Here is an 18,332-nt window from a genome sequence, read left to right as displayed (position 1 = left end):
GCGGCACGCGGCAGGTCCGCCGCGGCGGTAGGCTTAGGTGAGCGGCGCTCAGAAGGCGCCCACCGCCGTTCCGCCCACGAAGCGGATGAACAAGGAGAACGATCGATGACGATCACCCACGCCCCGGCCACCCGCGCAGCCGAGGTCAGCGCAGCACTTCCCACCGAGGCCCCCGAGCACGAGCGCGTGCTCATCACCCGAGGCGCCCGGTCCGGACTCACCATCATCGTCGCCGTCCACTCGACGCGGCTGGGCCAGGCCCTCGGCGGCGCCCGCCTCTGGCGCTACGGGCACTGGACCGACGCCCTCGCCGACGCCCTCCGCCTCTCGCAGGCGATGACCATGAAGAACGCCGCTGCCGGCCTCGCCCGGGGGGGCGGCAAGTCCGTCGTCTGCATCCCGTCGGGCGTCACGCTCGACGAGCGGGAGACCCACGACGCCATGCTCGACCTCGGCGACGCCGTCGAGTCGCTCGGCGGCGCCTACATGACCGCGGAGGATGTCGGCACGAGCGCCGAGCTCATGGCCGTCGTGCACGAGCGCACCGAGCACGTGTGCGGCCTCCCCGCCGACCAGGGCGGCGTGGGCGAGCCCGCGGATGCCACGGCGGCGGGCGTGCACGCCTCGATCCTCGCCACGCTCGACCACGTCTTCGGCTCGGCCGACGTCGCGGGTCGCCACTTCGTCGTCGCCGGGCTCGGCCAGGTGGGCGGCCGGCTCGCCCGGAGCCTCGCCGCGGCGGGCGCTCGGCTCACGGTGACGGATGTCGCGGAGTCCAAGCGTGCGCTCGCCGACGAGCTCGGCGCCGCCTGGGTGGAGCCGAACGAGGCCCACCTCGTCGAGGCCGACGTGTTCGTGCCGTGCGGGCTCGGCGGCGTGCTCACCCGCGAGGTCGTCGACGCGCTGCGCGTGCGCGCCGTCGTCGGCGCCGCCAACAACCAGCTCGCCTCCCGCGAGGTCGCCGGCCGTCTCACCGAGCGCCGGATCGTGTGGGCGCCCGACTTCGTGGTCAACGCGGGCGGCGTGATCTACCTCGACGTGGCGAGCGCTCCCGACGCCGACCAGGCGGCCCTCGACGCCCGCATCGCGAGCATCGGCGACACCGTGGCATCCGTGCTGCGCTCGGCCGACGAGCACGGCACGACGACCCTCGCGGCCGCCGAGCGCCTCGCCCGCACGCGCCTCGACGCCGCGCGCTGAGGGGCCGGCACCGGCCGCTAGGCTCGTGCCATGACGTCCCCCGCCGCCACGCCCCCGCCCGCCCCTGCCCGGTTCCGGCCGGCGCCGACGCCCGGGCGGCGGGCGTTGGCGGTGCTGGCGTCGGCGGGGGTCGTGGCGGCCATCGCGATGCTCGTCGCCGTGTTCGCCTTCTTCATCGGCAACGGCCAGTCGCCGCAGGTGTTCCCCCAGCTCGTGCCGCACTTCGCGCTGGCCGCGCTGCTGGTCTGGTTGCTGCTGGCGATCGCGAACGGCCTCGGCGCGACCCGCACCTGGTTCCTGGCGCTCATCACCGGATTCACGTCGGCGTGCCTCGCGGCGCTCATCGCCACCACCGTCACCGCGGGCGCGGCGAACGGCGGGTTCCCGCTCGCGCTCTTCCTGTTCGTGATCGGCTCGCTCGCGAGCCTGAATCTCGTCTTCATCCTCGCCGTCATCGCGGGCGAGGTGTTCCTCGCGCCCAAGGTGTACCGCGGCATCATGTCCTATGCCCCCCGCCACCCGCCGCGGCGCATGGCACTCGTGCGCATCCCGGCGTCGAACCTCGATGAGGGCCAGCTCACCCACCTGGAGCGCGTGCCCGTCGACAAGGCGCTCGCCGACGAGCAGTGGGACAACTACTGCGCGGCCCTCGTCGCCGAGGGGTGGGAGACGCTCGAGGTCGACGCCGCGCCGGAGCTCGCCGACTCGGTGTTCGTGGAGGACACGGTCGTGCTCTTCGGCGACCTCGCGGTGATCACGAGTCCCGGCGCCGAGTCGCGACGACCCGAGATCGACGCGGTCGAGCGCACGGTGCGCGCGATCCCCGGCCTCACCGTCTCCCGCATCGAGCTGCCTGGCACGCTCGACGGCAGCGACGTGCTGAAGGTCGACTCCACCGTGTACGTCGGCGCGTCGGCTCGAACGAACGCCGAGGGCGTCCGGCAGCTGCGCGCGCAGCTGACGCCGCACGGCTACTCGGTCGTCGCGGTGCCGGTCACGCGGGCGCTGCACCTCAAGAGCACGATGACGGCCCTGCCCGACGGCACGATCATCGGCGACCCGTCACTCGTCGACGTGCCGAGCCTCTTCCCGCGGTTCCTGCCGGTGCCCGAGCCCGAGGGGGTCGCGGTCGTCGAGCTGTCGCCCGAGTCGCTGCTGATGTCGTCGGCGGCACCGAAGACCGCCGCCATGCTCGCCGAGCTCGGCTACCGCGTCGTCACGGTCGACATCGGCGAGTTCGAGAAGCTCGAGGGCCGCGTCACCGGCATGTCGGTGCGCGTTCGGTAGCGTGCGCCTCGTCGCGTCGAGTTCGCGATGGTGGGCTACCGCACACGCGTCGTGACCCGATGCGTCACGAGCGCTCCTGCTGCCGCCGTTCGTCGGGACGCGCGTCGTTGCCGCGCCGCGCGGACCCGACGCCGTCGTGGAGTTCCACGACGCGGTCGGCGCGCCGCACGAGCGAGGCGTCGTGCGTCGTGACCACCGCGGCGACCCCGCGCGCGTGCACGAGCTCGCCGATCAGGTCCATCACCGTCGCCGCGGTGCCGCTGTCGAGCTGGCCGGTCGGCTCGTCGGCGAGGAGCAGCTGCGGGCGCGCGGCCAGCGCGCGAGCGATCCCGACGCGCTGCTGCTGGCCGCCCGAGAGCTCGTAGGGCCGCTGGGCGGCGTGGGCGCCGAGGCCGACGAGCTCGAGCGACTCGGCGACGCGCGCGTCCCGTTCGGCCGGCGGCATCCGCTGGAGGCGCAGCGGCACCTCGACGTTCTCGGCGGCGGACAGCACCGGGATGAGCCCGAACGACTGGAACACGTAGCCGAGCCGATCGCGCCGCACGACCGCCAGGTCGTCCTCGCCGAGCGCCGAGAGCTCGTCGTCGCCGAGGAGCACGCGCCCCGAGGTGGGGCGGTCGAGGCCGCCGAGCAGGTTGAGGAGCGTCGTCTTGCCCGCGCCCGACGGCCCGGTCACGACGAGCAGCTCGCCCGGCCGCACCTCGAGCGACACCTCCCGCACGGCGTGCACCGCCACGCCACGCGTCTCGAAGACACGGCTCACGGACTGGGCGCGGAGCGTGGTCATCGTTCCTCCTCGGTGCCGGGGGCGGCGTTGCCGCCGTGGGCCGCCCCGGACGCGGTGTCGTCGGATGACGCGGGGGTGCGCTCGGCGGTGCCGCCGTCGACCTGGGCCGTGTGGCGACCGCGTCGTGACGGCGACGTCGGGGGCGCGGCATCCGCCCCGTCGTGCCCGGGCCACACGCCCACGTGGTCGGGCTCGAGGGCGAGCCGCACGCGGTCGCGCAGCTGCAGGTTCTGCACGAACTCGTGCGGCAGCTGGAGCCGGCCGACCCGGTCGAGCACCGCGAACTCCTCGGCCACGTGCTCCTCGGCACCGTGCTCGTCGACGCGCGTGGAGCGGAGCACCTCGGTGGAGGTGCGGCCGTCGCGGATCTGCACCGTGCGGCGCACGTGGCCCGAGACCGTCGCGTCGTGCGTGACGATGAGCGTGGTCACGCCGAGCTCCTCGTTCACGCCGCGCATCGCCTCGAGCACCGCGGCCGACGTCTCCTCGTCGAGCTCGCCGGTGGGCTCGTCGGCGAGGAGCACGAGTGGGGCGTTCGCGAGGGCGACGGCGATCGCGACACGTTGCTGCTGGCCGCCCGACAGCTCGGCGGGACGCCGGTCGCGCGCCTCGCCGACGCCCGTGAGCTCGAGCAGCTCGTCGACGCGCCGGGCCCGGTCCGCCCCACGATGCGTGCGGGCGACGTTCATGGCCACGGCGAGGTTCTCGCCGGCCGTCAGGTAGGGGAGGAGGTTGCGCGAGGTCTGCTGCCAGACGAACCCGACCGTACGTCGCTGGTACGCGACGCGCTCGCGCGACCCCATGGTGAGCAGGTCGTGCCCCGCCACGCGTGCGACACCGGCTGTGGCGGTGTCGAGCCCCGAGAGGATCGTGAGCAAGGTCGACTTGCCGGACCCCGACGCGCCGACGACCGCCACCATCTCGCCCGGTTCGACGCGCAGGTCGAGCCCCTGCAGGGCCTGCACCTCGACGCCGTCGGCGGTGAAGATCCGCACGAGGTCGGCGCACAGGATGTGCGGTTCGGTCAGCGTGTCGGCCACGTGATCATCCTTCCTCCTCCGTGCGCATCGCGCGCGCCGCATCCACGCGGCTGCCGATGCGCGATGCCGCGGCCACGGCGACCGCGGTCACCAGCACCGACCCGACCAGCACGGCCGTGACCAGCCACGGGTCGTACGCGACGGCCGGCTGGGCGTCGCCGCCCGTGAACGCCCGCAGGTCGATCCCCTGCAGCACGACGAACGGAAGCACCGCGCCGAGCACCGCCCCGACCAGCACGGCGACCACCGCGACCGGGCCGACCTCCCAGGCGACCAGAGCCTGCTCGCCCCGGCGCCCGAGGCCGAGCGTGGAGAGCAGGGGCAGCAGCCGATCGCGCGCCGGGCGGCCGACGACGAGCGTGAGCACGATCGCGAGTGCGGTGAGCAGGCTGGCCAGCACGATCGCGGCGATCAGCGCGGTGACGAGGCCCTGCGCGGTCGGGCGGCCGGCGAGCTCGTCGGCGAGATCGATCGGCGTCACGACGGTCGTGCCCTCCCCGGCGATCGGGGCGAGCGCTGCCGTGATCGCCGCGCCGTCCGCCCCGGGCTCGAATCGCACGAGCACGGTGCGCGGCACGAGCGTGTCGGTGAAGGGCTCGGCGTTCGACCGGTCCATGAGCACCCAGTTCGCTCGCGGCGAGTACGCCGTGGCGCCCTCGACGACGCCCTGCACCTGGAACGGCTCGCCCTCGAGCCCGACGTCGTCGGCGTCGGCGACCAGGTCGTCGACGATCCCGGAGAGCAGCACGGGCACGCCGCCGTCGCCCGCGCCGTCGCCCCGGCCGCCCGCCAGCGACTCGGGCAGCGGGGTGGCATCCGGCCGGCCTGCCTGCACGGCTCGCATCTCGGCGACGTCGACCACGATGAGCGTCGTGGAGCGCGCGCGCCCGTCGATCGAGAGCTGGGCGGCGCGCGTCGAGTAGACGGGGGCGATGGCCTCGACCCCGGGCACCGCACGGAATTCGTCGAGTTGGGCGAGCGTGAGCGGCATGCCCGAGATCGAGGCATCCGCCCCCACCTGCTCCGCGGCGGCCCGGTCGACGCCCGCGCGCACCGTGCCGAGCAGCACCGAGGAGAACACGGCGACCGAGATGCCGACCACCACCGCCAGCACCGGCACGAGGCCCGCGCCGGGGTCGCGCAGCGCCCGCGCCGACCCGAGGAACGGCACGAGTCCCGGTCGCGCGGCCGTGGTGCGGACGAGTCTGGCGAGGGGGAGCGGGTACAGCCGGAGCACGACGATGCACGCGACGAGCGAGAGCAGCAGCGGCACGGCCGCCAGCAGCGGATCGACGCCCGTCTGCGCCACCGAGGTGGCGAGCCCGCGGCGCAGCAGCAGCACGACCGCCGCGGCGGCGAGCAGCACGACGATCAGCTCGGCGATCCAGCGGAATCGCCAGCGACCCGCGCCGCCCAGGTCCGCGCGGGCGCGCCGGAGCGGGCTGAGGGCGGGTGCGGAGGCGACCATGAGGGCGGCGGGAGTCAGCGCGAACGCCGTGGTGAGGAGCCAACCGCCCGCACCGGCGTCGGCCGCGACGACGAGCGTGCCCAGTAGGCCGCCGACGACCGCCGCCGGCACGCCGATCGCGAGCCCCTCGAGCCCGAGGATGCCGCGGAGCTGGCCGACCGACGCGCCTCGTGCGGCGGCGAGCTCGAGGCCCAGCCGCCGTCGCTCGAACACGACGCGCGCGCCGAGCACGAGCACGGCGACCATGACGCCGATCGGCCCGGAGGCGATCGTCGCGAGCACGGCGTCGGCGGCCGCGGCGGCGGCGGCGGCCTCGCCGAGCTCCTCGCCGAGCCCGCTGAGGAAGCCGACCTGGCCGACGGTGGACACGAACCCGACCCACTCGCCCGAGCCGAGCGCGTGCACGTCGCTCGAGAACTCGCCGAGCTGCGCTCGGAGCACGGGCGTCTCGTCGGCGGTGATCCGCTCGGCGAGCACGGGGAACCAGGCCTGCATGGTCACCGGCAGGTTGACGGCGGAGAACGCGGTCCATGCGGCCGGGTCGACGAAGGCCGTGGCGGTGAACTCGGGCGGGGCGAGCCCGTTGTCGATCACCGACGGCTCGAGCGCGCTGGGCACGTGGGTCCAGACCCCGTCGGCGACATCGATCGCCGCGACCGTGCCGGCGAGGCGAAGGGGCTGCTCGACGTTCCCGATGTCGATGAAGCGCACCTCGCCGAGCTCCCACGCCATGCGCTCGGCGACCGCGTCGGAGAGCACGAGGTCGACCGGGATGTCGGCGTCGAGTGCGCCGTCGACCGGGGCGGGCCAGTCGCCCGACGTCAGCTCGACGTGCTCGCGCAGGCGCGGGTCGAACCCCGGCAGCACCCGGTAGACGGGGGAGCTCGGAGCGGCGCCGGGCACGACGGCGCGCACGGGGCCCATCACGAGCGCCGAGTGCGGTGCGCCGGTGACCCCGCGCAGCGGTTCGGGCAGCGCGTCGCGGATGCCGGTGAGCACTTCCTCCTGGCGCCCCCACACGGCGTCGACGTCATCGGCGAGGGTGGTGCCCGCGGTGGAGGCGCCGTCGTCGGGGTGCGCGCGGGTCTCCGTGGTGAGGTCGAGCTCGTTCGCGGGCACCGTCGCCAGCTGGTCGGCGAGGGCGGCGGTGTGCAGTGCGGCGACGGCTCGTGGCACCGACGTCGCGAGGAACGCGCCGACCAGCACGAGCGCGGCGAGGGCGATGGACGCGCCCGGCCCCGCGAGGAACTGCCGGCGCAGCAGGCCGGGCGTCGACAGGTGCGAACGGGCCGTCATCGCTCCTCCTCGCGCAGGCCGGGCCGCGAGGCCTCACGCCGAACGGATGCCGCGGCGACCGCGCCGACCGTCGCCGAGAGGACGAGGAACGCCACCAGCCCGGCCGCCCAGGGCAGCCACGCGACGTGGGCGGCGACGGGCAATGCGCCGGGAGTCCCCGCGACCGACGCGCGCGCGAGCTCACGGGCGGTGGCGAACGCGGTGACGGCGCCGATCAGGATGCCGATGACCGCCGCGGCCGAGAGCGCCGCGGCCAGTTCGGCGAAGCGCGCCCGCGCCTGGAGTCGCGCCGGCGTGCCGAGCGCGCGCAGCACGACCACCTCGCCGAACCGCGTGCGCGCGAGCGCGGCGACGAGCGCGACCACGGCGATGAGGGCGAACAGCAGCGCCCCGGCCGCACCCGCCCAGAGCGCGGCCACGGCAGGGCCGATCAGGGGCGCCGACGACGCGTCGTCGCGGGTGGACGTGGCGAGCGCGGTGGTGCGGTCGCGTTCGAGGGCGGCCGCCACCCGCTCGGGTTCGGGAGAGGCGAGCCACGCCTCGGTGGTCGCGGGCACGCCGGCATCGGCGTCGAACGCGGCGCCGGAGAGCGTGCCGAGGTCGGCGAGGATGCCCGCGTCGCCGACCCCGGGCACGGCGGGCACGACGCCCGCCACCACGGCATCGACGTCGGCCCCGCCGGTGAGCAGCCGGAAGGCGAGCGGGTCGCCCGGATGCGCCCGGATCCGCGCGGCGAGCTCGGCGCCGAGGAGCACGGGGACCGGCTCTGCCGGGCTTCCCGACGTGCGGATGCGCCCGCTCGGCGAGGTCGCCGAGAGCTCGGCCGTGCCGGTCACGGCGAGCCCGCCCGGCTCGGCGCCCGCGTCTCCTGCGCCATCGACGCCGACATCGCCGATCTCGACCGTCACGGGCGCCGCGCCCTGGGAGCCGGCGAGGGCCGCCTCGAATCCGAGGAGGCGGAGCCCCGGCGCGTCGGGCAGTACGGCGCGGGTGATGCCGCCGCCGCTCGCCACGTCGACGTCGCCCGCGGCCAGCCGGCTGGCTGCGCCACCCGCTCCGAGCACCCACGCCGACACCGCCACGGTGCCCGGCGTGCCGGCTGGTGCCTCGATGCGCACGGCGGCGGTCACCGCCTCCGCCCCCGGCGGAAGGGCCGGGGCGATCGACTCGCCCGCAGCCGCGAGCGCCGCGAGCGCGGTCGCATCGGCGGCGGCTCCCACGCCCGGCGCGACCCCGGCCAGCTCCGCGGCCGGCACGGCCACGATGGTCGTCGGGTCCGACCCGATGCGCGCCTCACCGCGGACCACGGGCACGCTCGCGGAGACGTCGTCGACCGCCGCGAACGGGTCGACCAGCGCGTCGGGGTCCTCGCCGCGCACGAGGTCGCGCCCGGCGTACGCCACGCGCACCTCGCCTCCGGTGCGGATCGCGGCCGCCTCGGCGTCGAGGGCCTGCCAGCTGCCCGCGAACACCGCGGTGAGCGTGAGCCCGGACACGCCGAGCATGGCCACGAACGAGGCCGACGAGTACAGCCCGGCGCGGCGGGCCAGCTGGCGCATCGGCAGCGCGGGGACCAGCCCGGGGCGGCGCCCGGCCGCACGTTCGAGCAGGCCCCCGATCGGACGCGTAAGCCCCAGCGCGGCGAGGCTGAGCGCGAGCAGGAGGAGCACTGGGGCGAGCACCGCCACGACGTCGACCTCGAGCGCGCCCGACGCACCGGTCACCAGCGGCGATCCGTAGAGCCGGAACTGCCACAGCGAGACCGCGGCCGCCACCGCGACGACCACCACGCCGCCCGCGAGCGCGGCGCGCGGCATCCGGCCCACCTCATCGCCGGCGCCGCGCACGACGGGGCGGGTCGCGTCGCGCCACGTGCGGCCGGCCGTGAGCAGCAGGGCGCCGGCGAGGGCGACGGATGCCGCGAGCAGGGCGACCGGCCAGGAGCGCTCCTCCCCGGGGCGGACGAGCGCGAGCAGTCCCGTTGCGGCGACGGCGCCCGCCGCGGCCGCCGGGATGCCGACGACGACGACCTCGATCGCGGCGTCGCCGGCAAGTCGCCATGGCGAGGCCCCGCGGGCGCGCAGCAGCACGGTCTCGCCGCGCCGCGAGGCGCCGAGGAGTGCGGCGAGCCGATCGAGCGCGGCGAACCCCGAGAACGCGAGCAGCAGCACGGGCAGCGGCGTGATCGCGCGCACCGCGCCGAGGCCGGCGAGGAGGCGATCGAGCGTGGACGCCAGGCCGCCCGAGGCGCCGAGTCCGTCGGTGCCGATCGCCTCCTCGGCGCGAAGGGCGGGCTCGACGTTCGGCAGGGCCGCACGGAGCTGCGTCGCGACGGAGGCGGTCATGGCCGGAGGATCGACGAGGGCGGTCCACCGCACCACGGTGGCGGCGGGAAGGTCGACGAGCGCCTCGTCGCCGACGACGAACGGGCCGACTCCCCCCTCGATCGCGCCGGAGGCGACGATGGGCTCGCCGAACCACGCCGGCTCGTTCGGATCGAGCGGCCGCCACGTGCCGACCACGACGAGTCGCCGGGGCCCATCTCCGTCGGCGAGTTCCACGACGTCGCCGGGAGCGAGCCCGAGCGCGGTGGCGGCCCCCGCGTGCAACGTCGCCGGCATTGCGTCGTCCGCGGCGGCCGCGACGAGCGCATCGGCGTCGCCCGGCCACGACCCGCTGACGAGCTCGGAACGCCCGGGTACGCCGTCGTCGGCGAGCAGCACGGCGGCCAACGGGTCGTCGCCGTGCCGGGCGTCGACGGGGGCGGTCTCCACCGACCGGCTCCACGCCACGCCGTGCGGCACGAGCATCCGGTCGAGCACGGATGCCGCGGCATCCGCCTGCGCCTCGGGATCCCGCGCCACGCGGATCTGCCAACGGACGGCGCCGTCGGTTCCGGTGGCGGCCGCGAGCCCGTCGCGCAGGCCCGACGTGGACGAGCCCGCGAGCGAGTCGACCACCGCGGTGCCGAGCCCGGCGAGGAGGAACACGACGGCGGCGATCGAGCCCAGCACTCCCGCGCGCGCGGCGGCGCGCGCGAACGCGATCCGTGTCGCTCCCACGCGATCTCCTCGTGACGTCGGTCCGGGCGCGCGCGAGCGGGATGGTGCAGGGCTCCGCCCCGCGCGCCGACGAATTCGCACAGCCTATCGGGGAAGCCGGTCTTGCACGCGAGCGCTCCCACCCCCTAGTCTGAAGGGCTGGCCATCGCGCGACACCCGGTGGCCGTGAGGGTTCGCAGACGACGACGCAGGAGGACACCATGCAGACAGACAGCTACGCCCGCCAGGTCGCGGTCGACGGCGCTGCCCGTCCGGTCCTCCCCGCCGAGGGCATCTCCGGGTAGCTTCCGCCCCAGCCCCGCAGGCGCAGCCTGCACATTCCGCGGTATCCCCGCATCCCGACGCCGCCAGCGCGCGCGCGTCCGCTCGATCAGACACGTCGTCCGACGTCCCACGAGGACGCCACGACGCTCTTCCGGAAGGAACCGGCTTGTCCGCCACCCCGCACCACCACGACCCCTCTCCGGCGCGCGTCGGCACCGTGCGCGCACTCTTCAGGCTGCGCACCTACGTCGGCCCCGCCATGATCGCCATCGTCGGCAGCATGGCGGCCTACCTCGTCGCGCAGCTCATCGCGCTCGCGATCCCGCAGGTGCTCGAGTCGATCGTCGACGGCCCCCTCGCCGACGGCGACCGCGAGGCGGTCGTGCCGCTCTCGCTGCTCGTGCTCGCGCTCGGTGCCGGCGAGGCGGCGATGTTCGCCCTGCGCCGCTGGCTCGTGCTCACGCCGACCACGCGCGTGGAGGCGCGCATGCGCAACGCGCTGTACGCGAAGCTGCAGGACCTCCCCGTGAGCTTCCACGACCGCTGGCCGAGCGGCCAGCTGCTCTCCCGCGCGGTGAGCGACCTCGGGCTCATCCGCCGGTGGCTCGCGTTCGGCCTCGTGCTGCTCGTCATGAACCTCGTCGTCATCCTCGTCGGCGCGGCGATCCTCATCTCGATGAGCTGGGTGCTGGGCCTCGTGTACCTCGTGTGCTCCGTGCCCCTCTGGATCGTCGGCTACCGCTTCGAGGGCCGCTACTCGGAGGTCTCCCGCCGGAGCCAGGACCAGTCGGGCGACCTCGCCACGGCGGTCGAGGAGTCGGTGCACGGCATCCGGGTGCTGAAGGCGTTCGGCCGCGGCAAGCACGCCCTGAGCTCGTTCCGCGCGCAGGCGGAGCAGCTGCGGTCGACCGAGATCGAGAAGGCCCGCCTCGATGCGAACATCTGGGTCTGGATCCTCATCGTGCCCACGGTGGCCCTGTCGATCTGCCTCGTGCTCGGGGTCTGGCTCGCGTCGCAGGGGGAGCTCACGGTCGGCCAGCTCGTCGCCTTCTTCGCCACCGCCGCGGTGCTCGCGTGGCCGATCGAGTCGATCGGGTTCCTGCTCGCGTTCTCGCTCGACGCGCGCACCGCGACCGACCGGTTCTTCGACATCATGGACAGCGAGAACTCGGTCACCGATCCGGCACGTTCCGTGTCGGTGGAGCGTCCGCGCGGCGAGCTCGCGTTCAACGCCGTGCACTTCCGCTACCAGGACTCGCCCGAACGCTTCGGCGACCTCCTCGACGGGATCGACCTCGTGCTCCGACCCGGTGAGACCATGGCGCTCGTCGGGCTCACCGGCTGCGGCAAGACGACGATGACGGCCCTCACCACCCGCCTCTACGACGTGACGTCGGGCTCGGTGACCCTCGACGGTGTCGACGTGCGAGCGCTCACGCGAGAGGAGCTGCGCACGCACATCGCGATGGCGTTCGAGGACGCCACGCTGTTCTCCGCCTCCGTGCGCGACAACGTGCTGCTCGGCCGCCCCGAACTCGCGGGCGACGACCCGGCGACGCGGGCGGAGGCCGACCGCGTGCTCGACGAGGCGCTGCGCATCGCGCAGGCCGGGTTCGTCCACGGCCTGCCCGACGGCGTCGCGACGAAGGTCGGGGAGGAGGGCATGAGCCTCTCGGGCGGCCAGCGGCAGCGCCTCGCGCTCGCGCGGGCCGTCGCGGCGAAGCCAGCGGTGCTCGTGCTCGACGACCCGCTGTCGGCGCTCGACGTGGCGACCGAGGCGAGGGTCGAGGCGGAGTTGCGCGACGTGCTGTCGTCGACGACGGCGCTCATCGTCGCGCACCGCCCGTCGACGGTCATGCTCGCCGACCGGGTCGCCCTCCTCGAGGAGGGCCGCATCACGGCGGTCGGCACGCACTCGGAGCTCCTGCGCGAGTCGGAGCACTACCGATTCGTCATCTCGAGCCTCGAGGACGAGGAGCGACGCGAGCAGGCCGGGGCATCCGACCTCATCGACGACGCGGAACCGATGGAAACGGTCGAACCGGCCGAACGGAAGGAGGCGATCCGATGAGCACCGTGACCGGCGTGCAGGGCGAGGAGCGCCACGAGTACACCACGGCGGAGTCCCGCCAGATCCGCACGCGCAGCCTGCGTCTCCTCGGGTCGCTGCTGCAACCGCTGCGCGCGCAGCTCTGGCTCACCCTGGCGATCATCGTCGTGTCCACGGCCGCGCAGGTCGCCGGCCCGGCGATCATCGCGTACGGCATCGACCAGGGACTGCCGGCGCTCATGCAGCAGGACTGGATGCCCGTCGGGCTCGCCGGGCTCGCCTACCTCGTGACCGGCGCGGTCGGCGCGTTCCTCATCGCGTGGTACATCAGCCTGGCCGCCCGCATCAGCCAGGCGGTGCTCATCGAACTGCGCACGCGCGTGTTCCTGCACACGCAGAAGCTCTCGCTCGAGTTCCACGAGTCGTACACGTCGGGACGCATCATCTCGCGACAGACGAGCGACCTCGACGCGATCCGGGAGCTGCTCGACGAAGGAATCAACCAGCTCGTGCGCGGCGTGCTCTACATGGTGTTCACCGCGATCGCGCTCGTGTGGCTCGACTGGGTGTCGGGGCTCGTGCTCCTGGCGACGCTCGTGCCGCTCGCGCTGCTCACGCGGTGGTTCCAGGTGCGCTCGCAGAAGATGTTCCGCCGCTCCCGCGTCGCGAGCGCGAGCCTCATCGTGAAGTTCGTCGAGACGATGACGGGCATCCGCGCGGTGCAGGCGTTCCGCACCCAGCGCCGCAACGAGCGGGAGTTCGGCGACCTCGTCGAGGACTACCGCGACGTGAACGCGCGCGTGCTCGGGCTGTTCGCCGTCTACAACCCGTCGCTCGCCCTCATCGGCAACATCGCGGTCGCGGTCGTGCTGCTGGTGGGCGGATTCCGGGTGGTCGACGGCGCCCTCGAGGTCGGCGTGCTGCTCGCCACGGTGCTCTACACGAAGCGCTTCTTCGACCCGATGGAGGAGCTCGCGATGTTCTACAACTCCTACCAGTCCGCGGCATCCGCGCTCGAGAAGATCTCTGGCGTGCTCGAGGAGGAGCCGAGCGTGCCCGACCCGGCGCACCCGGTCGACCTGTGGAAGGCGCGCGGGCACGTCCGGTTCGAGGGCGTGGAGTTCGCCTACACGCCCGATCGCGTGGTCCTGCCGCGCTTCGACCTCGACCTCCCCGCCGGGCAGACGGTGGCGCTCGTCGGGTCGACCGGTGCGGGCAAGTCGACCCTCGCCAAGCTCATCGCCCGGTTCTACGACCCGAGCGACGGCGTGGTGGACCTCGACGGGGTCGACCTCCGGTCGCTGCACCCGAAGGACCTGCGCCGCGCGATCGTCATGGTCACGCAGGAGGCGTACCTGTTCTCGGGGTCGGTGGCCGACAACATCGCGCTCGGCAGGCCCGACGCGTCGTACGACGAGATCGTGGCGTCCGCGAAGGCCGTGGGCGCGCACGAGTTCATCGAGGGGCTGCCCAACGGCTACGACACCGACGTGAACAAGCGCGGCGGGCGCGTGAGCGCGGGGCAGCGCCAGCTGATCTCGTTCGCGCGCGCGTTCCTGGCCGACCCGGCGGTGCTGATCCTCGATGAGGCGACCTCCTCGCTCGACATCCCGAGCGAGCGCCTCGTGCAGGAGGGCCTGCAGTCGCTGCTGGCCGACCGCACCGCCGTGATCATCGCGCACCGCCTGTCGACGGTCGCGATCGCCGACCGCGTGCTCGTGATGGAGCACGGCCGCATCGTCGAGGACGGCGCACCCTCCGAGCTCATCGGCGGGTCCGGGCGGTTCGCGGCCCTGCACGCGGCGTGGCGCGACTCGCTCGTGTGACCGTGCGGCTCAGGACGGGACCACGACGATGGGCGTCGGCGCGATGCCGTTGAACCCGGCGGCGGTGGTGGCGGTGCAGGCGCCCATCATCGGGCTGAGCAGCAGGTCGCCCACCGCGAGCGGCGGGAGCGGGAGGCGACGCGCCACGACGTCGACGCCGTCGGCGGTCGGGCCGGCGAGCGTGACGGGCTCGCGACGGTGGTCGCGCAGTCGTCGGGTCGCGCGTTCGCCGGTCTCGTCGGCCGGCGGCTGCACGTCGAGCTCGGAGCCGGCGAAGACGAGCGCGTGCACGTCCTCGGCCGGGATGTTCGCGTAGGCGCCGTCGACGCCCTCGTCGAGGTACGCCCAGCGGCCGTCGAGGCGGTCGGCGGTGCCCACGACCCGCGTCACGAGCGTCATGGCCCGAGCAGCGACGAACCGCCCCGGCTCGATGATGATGCGGTACCGCCTCGGGGCGGCCGAGAGCGCAGCGCGGATGCCGCGGGCGAGCTCGCCGAGCGAGGGCACCGGTTCGTCGTACTCGACCGGGAAGCCGCCGCCGAGGTCGAGGGTGTCGAAGCGGATGCCGTGGGCGTGCTCGAGCCGGCGCATGAGCGCGAGGGTGCGGCGGATGGCGTGCACCCACGGTGCCGCCGACACGGTCTGGCTGCCGACGTGGAAGGTGAAGCCCGACACGCGCAGCCCCGCGCGCAGGCAGTGCTCGACGAGGCCGCCGGCCTCCTCGGGGGCGATGCCGAAGCTCGACGAGGGGTCGGCCGTCGCGCGGGGGTTCGGGAACGACAGTCGGATGAGCACGGAGTAGTCCGACGCGAGGCCCCGGAACTTCGCCACCTCGTCGGGGCGGTCGACGACGAAGGTGCGGATGCCCCGCAGGTACGCGCCCGTGATGTCGGCGACGGACTTGACCGGGTTCGCGTGCAGGCACCGACCGATCGCCACGCCCTCGCGCTCGAGCAGGTCGATCTCGCCGCGGGATGCGACCCCGAAGCTCGCGCCGAAGGCGTCGACCGCCCGGATCACGGCGGGGTGGGGGAGCGACGTGGTCGCGAAGTGGATCTGCGCCTCGGGCAGCTCGCGCCGCAGCGCGAGCAGCTGGGTGGTCACGCGGTCGACGTCGACCACGAAGAGCGGGCTGCCGTGCTCGCGCACCAGGTCGGTGAGGTGGATGCGGGAGGCGTAGGCGGCGAGCTCGCGTCGCGCGAGCTCGCGGTGCGGCGGCAGCTCGGGCGCCGGCCCGTCGTGGAGTGCCGAGGTGGTGCGGGCGACCCGCGTCGCGATGCGGCGGGATCGTTCTGCGAGTGCGGTGGTCATCGGGGTGTCCCTTCCCGGTGTGGTTCGGAGGCGAGCCGGCCTCCGGATGGTCCGGACGCGATCGATGGTGGACATGACGCGATCCTCGCGGGGCACCGACCCGGCCGGATCCGGGCGGCCACCCCGAGCCCGTGGGTGCTGTCACTGAATCCCGGACGAGGGCTCGAATACCCCCAGAACTGGGACCGACGGCCGGGACGGCCGACGCGATACCCTCGGCAGAGGCGGGTGGCGACCCCCGAACGGTCGCCCCTGCCATCGGACGGAGGTGCGATGGACGACGCTCGGCCCCTGCGCGTCGCGATCGCCGACGACGCGCTCCTGCTCCGCGAGGGCATCGCGAAGGTGCTCGAGGGCGGCGGCATCGACGTGGTCGCGTCGGTGGGCACCGGCGACGAGCTGCTCGAGGTGGTCCGCGGCGGCGGCATCGACGCGGCGGTGCTCGACATCCGGATGCCGCCGACCTACCGCGATGAGGGCATCACCGCCCTCGAGGCGATGCGCGCCGAGGGCTCGACGATCGGGGTGCTCCTGCTGTCGATGTACGCGACCCCCGAGTACGCGCTGCGCGTCATGCAGGCGGGAAGCGGCACCGGGTACCTGCTGAAGGAGCGGGTCTCGGAACCGCAGACGCTCGTGCGCGCGGTCGAGACGGTGGCATCCGGCGGCTCGGTCGTCGACCCCGAGGTCGTGGAGCAGCTCGTCAAGCGCACCCGCGCCGACGACCCGCTCTCGCGCCTCACCGAGCGGGAGCGCTCGGTGCTCGAGCTCATGGCGCAGGGGTACTCCAACGGCGGCATCGCCCAGACCCTCTTCCTCGGCCTGAAGACGGTCGAGACGCACGTGCGGAGCATCCTGCAGAAGCTCGACCTCGAGGAGTCGCCCGAGCATCACCGTCGCGTGCTCGCCGTGCTCACGCTCCTCGGCGAACGGTGATGGCTCCCGGCCGCAAAGGCCGGATCGCCAGGCGCACCGCCGTCATCGTCGCCGTCGTCGCGCTCAGCCTGTGGATGGAGATCGCGGGCTTCCAGGCGACGCCCGTCGAGGATCGCCCAGAGGTGTCGTACACGACGCTGCACGCGATCGTGCCGCTCGTGTTCGCCGCGTGCGCGGGCGTGGCGTGGCGGATCAGTCCCACCCGGGTTCCGCCGCGGCTCATGGTGGCGTTCGTCGTGCTGTGGATCCCGCAGTCGATCTACTACGTCATCGGCGGCATCGACTGGCTGTGGCCGATCGTGCGCGGCGTCGACCTCTGGTGGGCGGTGATCGCGGGCATCCTGGTGATGGTCTATCCGAAGGGGTACCTCGGCGACCGGTTCGACCGCTGGATCGCGGGGATCGCCCTGGTCGCCTCGCTCGTGAACCTGCTCGGGGTGGTCCTGCTCGCCGGCCCCCAGGACGTCGGTTGCGACTGCGTCAGTCCGAACCCCTACCAGGTGGCCGATGCGCCGGCGCTGTTCTCCCTCATCGACAACGGCTACCGCGTGGTCGGCGGTGCGCTCGCCCTGGTCATCGCCGCACGCCTGCTCGTGCGCTGGGTGCGTGCGAGCGTGCCCGCACGCACCGTCGCGTTCCTGATGCCCCTCGCGCTCTTCGTGTGGGCAGTCACGCTCGCGGCGCAGGTCGTCACCTACGCGACCGCGAGCACGGCCGACACCGTGTTGGCCACGGTCTCGCTCATCGCGATGGCCTCCATCCCGGTGAGCTTCGACGCGGGCGTGGCCCACGCCCGCAACATGCGCGCGCGGGTCGCCGACCTCATGCGCATCACCCGGGAGGGCGCCGACCGGGGCCTCTGGGCCGAGTCGCTCGCCCGCACCCTCCGCGACGCGTCCGTGCGCGTCTACTGGTGGGACGAGGAGCGGGGCAGGTACGCGGATGCCGCGGGAACCCCCATCGAGCCGGCCGACGCCAACCCGCGCGGCAGCCACAGCATCCTGCCCGTGGCATCGCCGCTCGGCGCGCCGATCGCCCTCATCCGGCACGACCGGGTGCTCACCGACAACATGCGACTCCTGGACGGGGTGTCCAGCGCCCTACGGCTCTCGGTCGACAACGGGCGCCTGCGCTCCGAGATCGAGCGCACCCTCGAGCAGGTCCGCCAGTCGCGCCAGCGCATCGTGGAAGCGGGCGTCGAGGCGAGGCGGCGCATCGAGCGCGACCTGCACGACGGCGCCCAGCAGCACCTGGTGTCGCTGGGTATGCGACTGCGGCTCGCCGCGAACACCGCGCGGGACACCGACGAGGTGCAGCTCGCGACGGAGCTCGAGGGCACCATCACCATGCTGAACATGGCGCTCAGGGAGCTTCGCGAGCTCGCGCACGGCATCCACCCCAGCCTGCTCTCGTCGGGCGGCCTCGCCCTCGCCGTGCCCGAGCTCGCGGGGCGGTGCCCCGTGCCGGTCGAGGTCGACGTGCAGGCCGAGGGGCGCCTGCCGGAGCTCATCGAGTCGACCGCCTACTTCGTGCTCGCCGAGGCGCTCGCCAACGTGGCGAAGCACTCGGGGGCGAGTCGGGCCTGGGTGCGCGCCCACGTCGTCGACGACGAGCTCCAGCTCGTGGTGCGCGACAACGGGGCGGGCGGCGCCTCGCTCGAGGCGGGCACGGGCATGCTCGGCATCGGCGACCGCGTCGACGCGGTCGGCGGCACGCTCGAACTCGAGAGCCCGCCGGGGGCGGGCACCACGCTCACCATGCGGATCCCGCTCGGAGCGCCGCTCGAGCCGTGACCACGACCTGCG

At 74.2% G+C, this 18,332-nt stretch carries 11 protein-coding genes; 6 read left to right on the top strand and 5 right to left on the bottom strand.

What is annotated here, in order from left to right; translation table 11 throughout:
- Window positions 1-105: 105 nt before the first annotated feature.
- Window positions 106-1,200, top strand: coding sequence for a Glu/Leu/Phe/Val dehydrogenase family protein (locus EV187_RS12690; RefSeq protein WP_130353449.1), 1,095 nt, complete (start codon window positions 106-108; stop codon window positions 1,198-1,200).
- A 30-nt stretch (window positions 1,201-1,230) separates the two neighbouring features.
- The gene (gene ddaH, locus EV187_RS18890) at window positions 1,231-2,487 is read left to right on the top strand and encodes a dimethylargininase (RefSeq protein WP_130353448.1); all 1,257 of its coding nucleotides are present in this window, start codon (window positions 1,231-1,233) and stop codon (window positions 2,485-2,487) included.
- Window positions 2,488-2,551: 64 nt separating this feature from the next.
- On the opposite strand, the gene EV187_RS12680 is transcribed toward ddaH, so the two are convergent.
- Genes EV187_RS12680 through EV187_RS12665 form a run of 4 tightly spaced genes read right to left on the bottom strand, consistent with a single transcriptional unit; the run spans window position 2,552 to window position 10,140 of the window.
- Window positions 2,552-3,274 (bottom strand): ABC transporter ATP-binding protein, encoded by a 723-nt coding sequence (locus EV187_RS12680; protein ID WP_130353447.1) that lies wholly within the window; start codon window positions 3,272-3,274, stop codon window positions 2,552-2,554.
- Window positions 3,271-4,314 carry an ABC transporter ATP-binding protein gene (locus tag EV187_RS12675; RefSeq protein WP_242609596.1) on the bottom strand — a complete coding sequence of 348 codons (1,044 nt, stop codon included), beginning with the start codon at window positions 4,312-4,314 and terminating at the stop codon, window positions 3,271-3,273. Before EV187_RS12675 ends, EV187_RS12680 begins: the two co-directional genes overlap by 4 nt.
- Before the next feature lie 4 nt (window positions 4,315-4,318).
- Window positions 4,319-7,078, bottom strand: coding sequence for an FtsX-like permease family protein (locus EV187_RS12670; RefSeq protein ID WP_130353445.1), 2,760 nt, complete (start codon window positions 7,076-7,078; stop codon window positions 4,319-4,321).
- Complete coding sequence (locus tag EV187_RS12665; RefSeq protein WP_130353444.1) at window positions 7,075-10,140, bottom strand: hypothetical protein; 3,066 nt, start codon at window positions 10,138-10,140, stop codon at window positions 7,075-7,077. Before EV187_RS12665 ends, EV187_RS12670 begins: the two co-directional genes overlap by 4 nt.
- 523 nt (window positions 10,141-10,663) lie before the next feature.
- On the opposite strand from EV187_RS12665, the gene EV187_RS12660 reads away from it, so the two are divergent.
- Complete coding sequence (locus EV187_RS12660; protein ID WP_130354061.1) at window positions 10,664-12,475, top strand: ABC transporter ATP-binding protein; 1,812 nt, start codon at window positions 10,664-10,666, stop codon at window positions 12,473-12,475.
- Window positions 12,472-14,280, top strand: coding sequence for an ABC transporter ATP-binding protein (locus EV187_RS12655; protein WP_130353443.1), 1,809 nt, complete (start codon window positions 12,472-12,474; stop codon window positions 14,278-14,280). Before EV187_RS12660 ends, EV187_RS12655 begins: the two co-directional genes overlap by 4 nt.
- Window positions 14,281-14,289: 9 nt before the next feature.
- Here EV187_RS12655 and EV187_RS12650 read toward each other — a convergent pair whose 3' ends face one another.
- The gene (locus EV187_RS12650; RefSeq protein ID WP_130353442.1) at window positions 14,290-15,591 is read right to left on the bottom strand and encodes a type III PLP-dependent enzyme domain-containing protein; all 1,302 of its coding nucleotides are present in this window, start codon (window positions 15,589-15,591) and stop codon (window positions 14,290-14,292) included.
- Between the two features lie 273 nt (window positions 15,592-15,864).
- Between EV187_RS12650 and EV187_RS12645 the strand changes: the two genes are divergently transcribed.
- Together EV187_RS12645 and EV187_RS12640 are read left to right on the top strand one after the other, a co-directional pair.
- Complete coding sequence (locus EV187_RS12645) at window positions 15,865-16,527, top strand: response regulator transcription factor (RefSeq protein WP_130353441.1); 663 nt, start codon at window positions 15,865-15,867, stop codon at window positions 16,525-16,527.
- The gene (locus EV187_RS12640; protein WP_130353440.1) at window positions 16,527-18,320 is read left to right on the top strand and encodes a sensor histidine kinase; all 1,794 of its coding nucleotides are present in this window, start codon (window positions 16,527-16,529) and stop codon (window positions 18,318-18,320) included. The genes EV187_RS12645 and EV187_RS12640 overlap by 1 nt, the downstream gene beginning before the upstream one ends.
- The last annotated feature ends 12 nt before the right edge of the window (window positions 18,321-18,332 follow it).

The sequence above is a fragment of the Agromyces ramosus genome, from assembly GCF_004216665.1.
Taxonomy (GTDB): Bacteria; Actinomycetota; Actinomycetes; order Actinomycetales; family Microbacteriaceae; genus Agromyces; species Agromyces ramosus.
The sequence above is the reverse complement of the archived record's forward strand: the minus strand, read 5'-3'. Positions and strand labels throughout refer to the sequence as shown.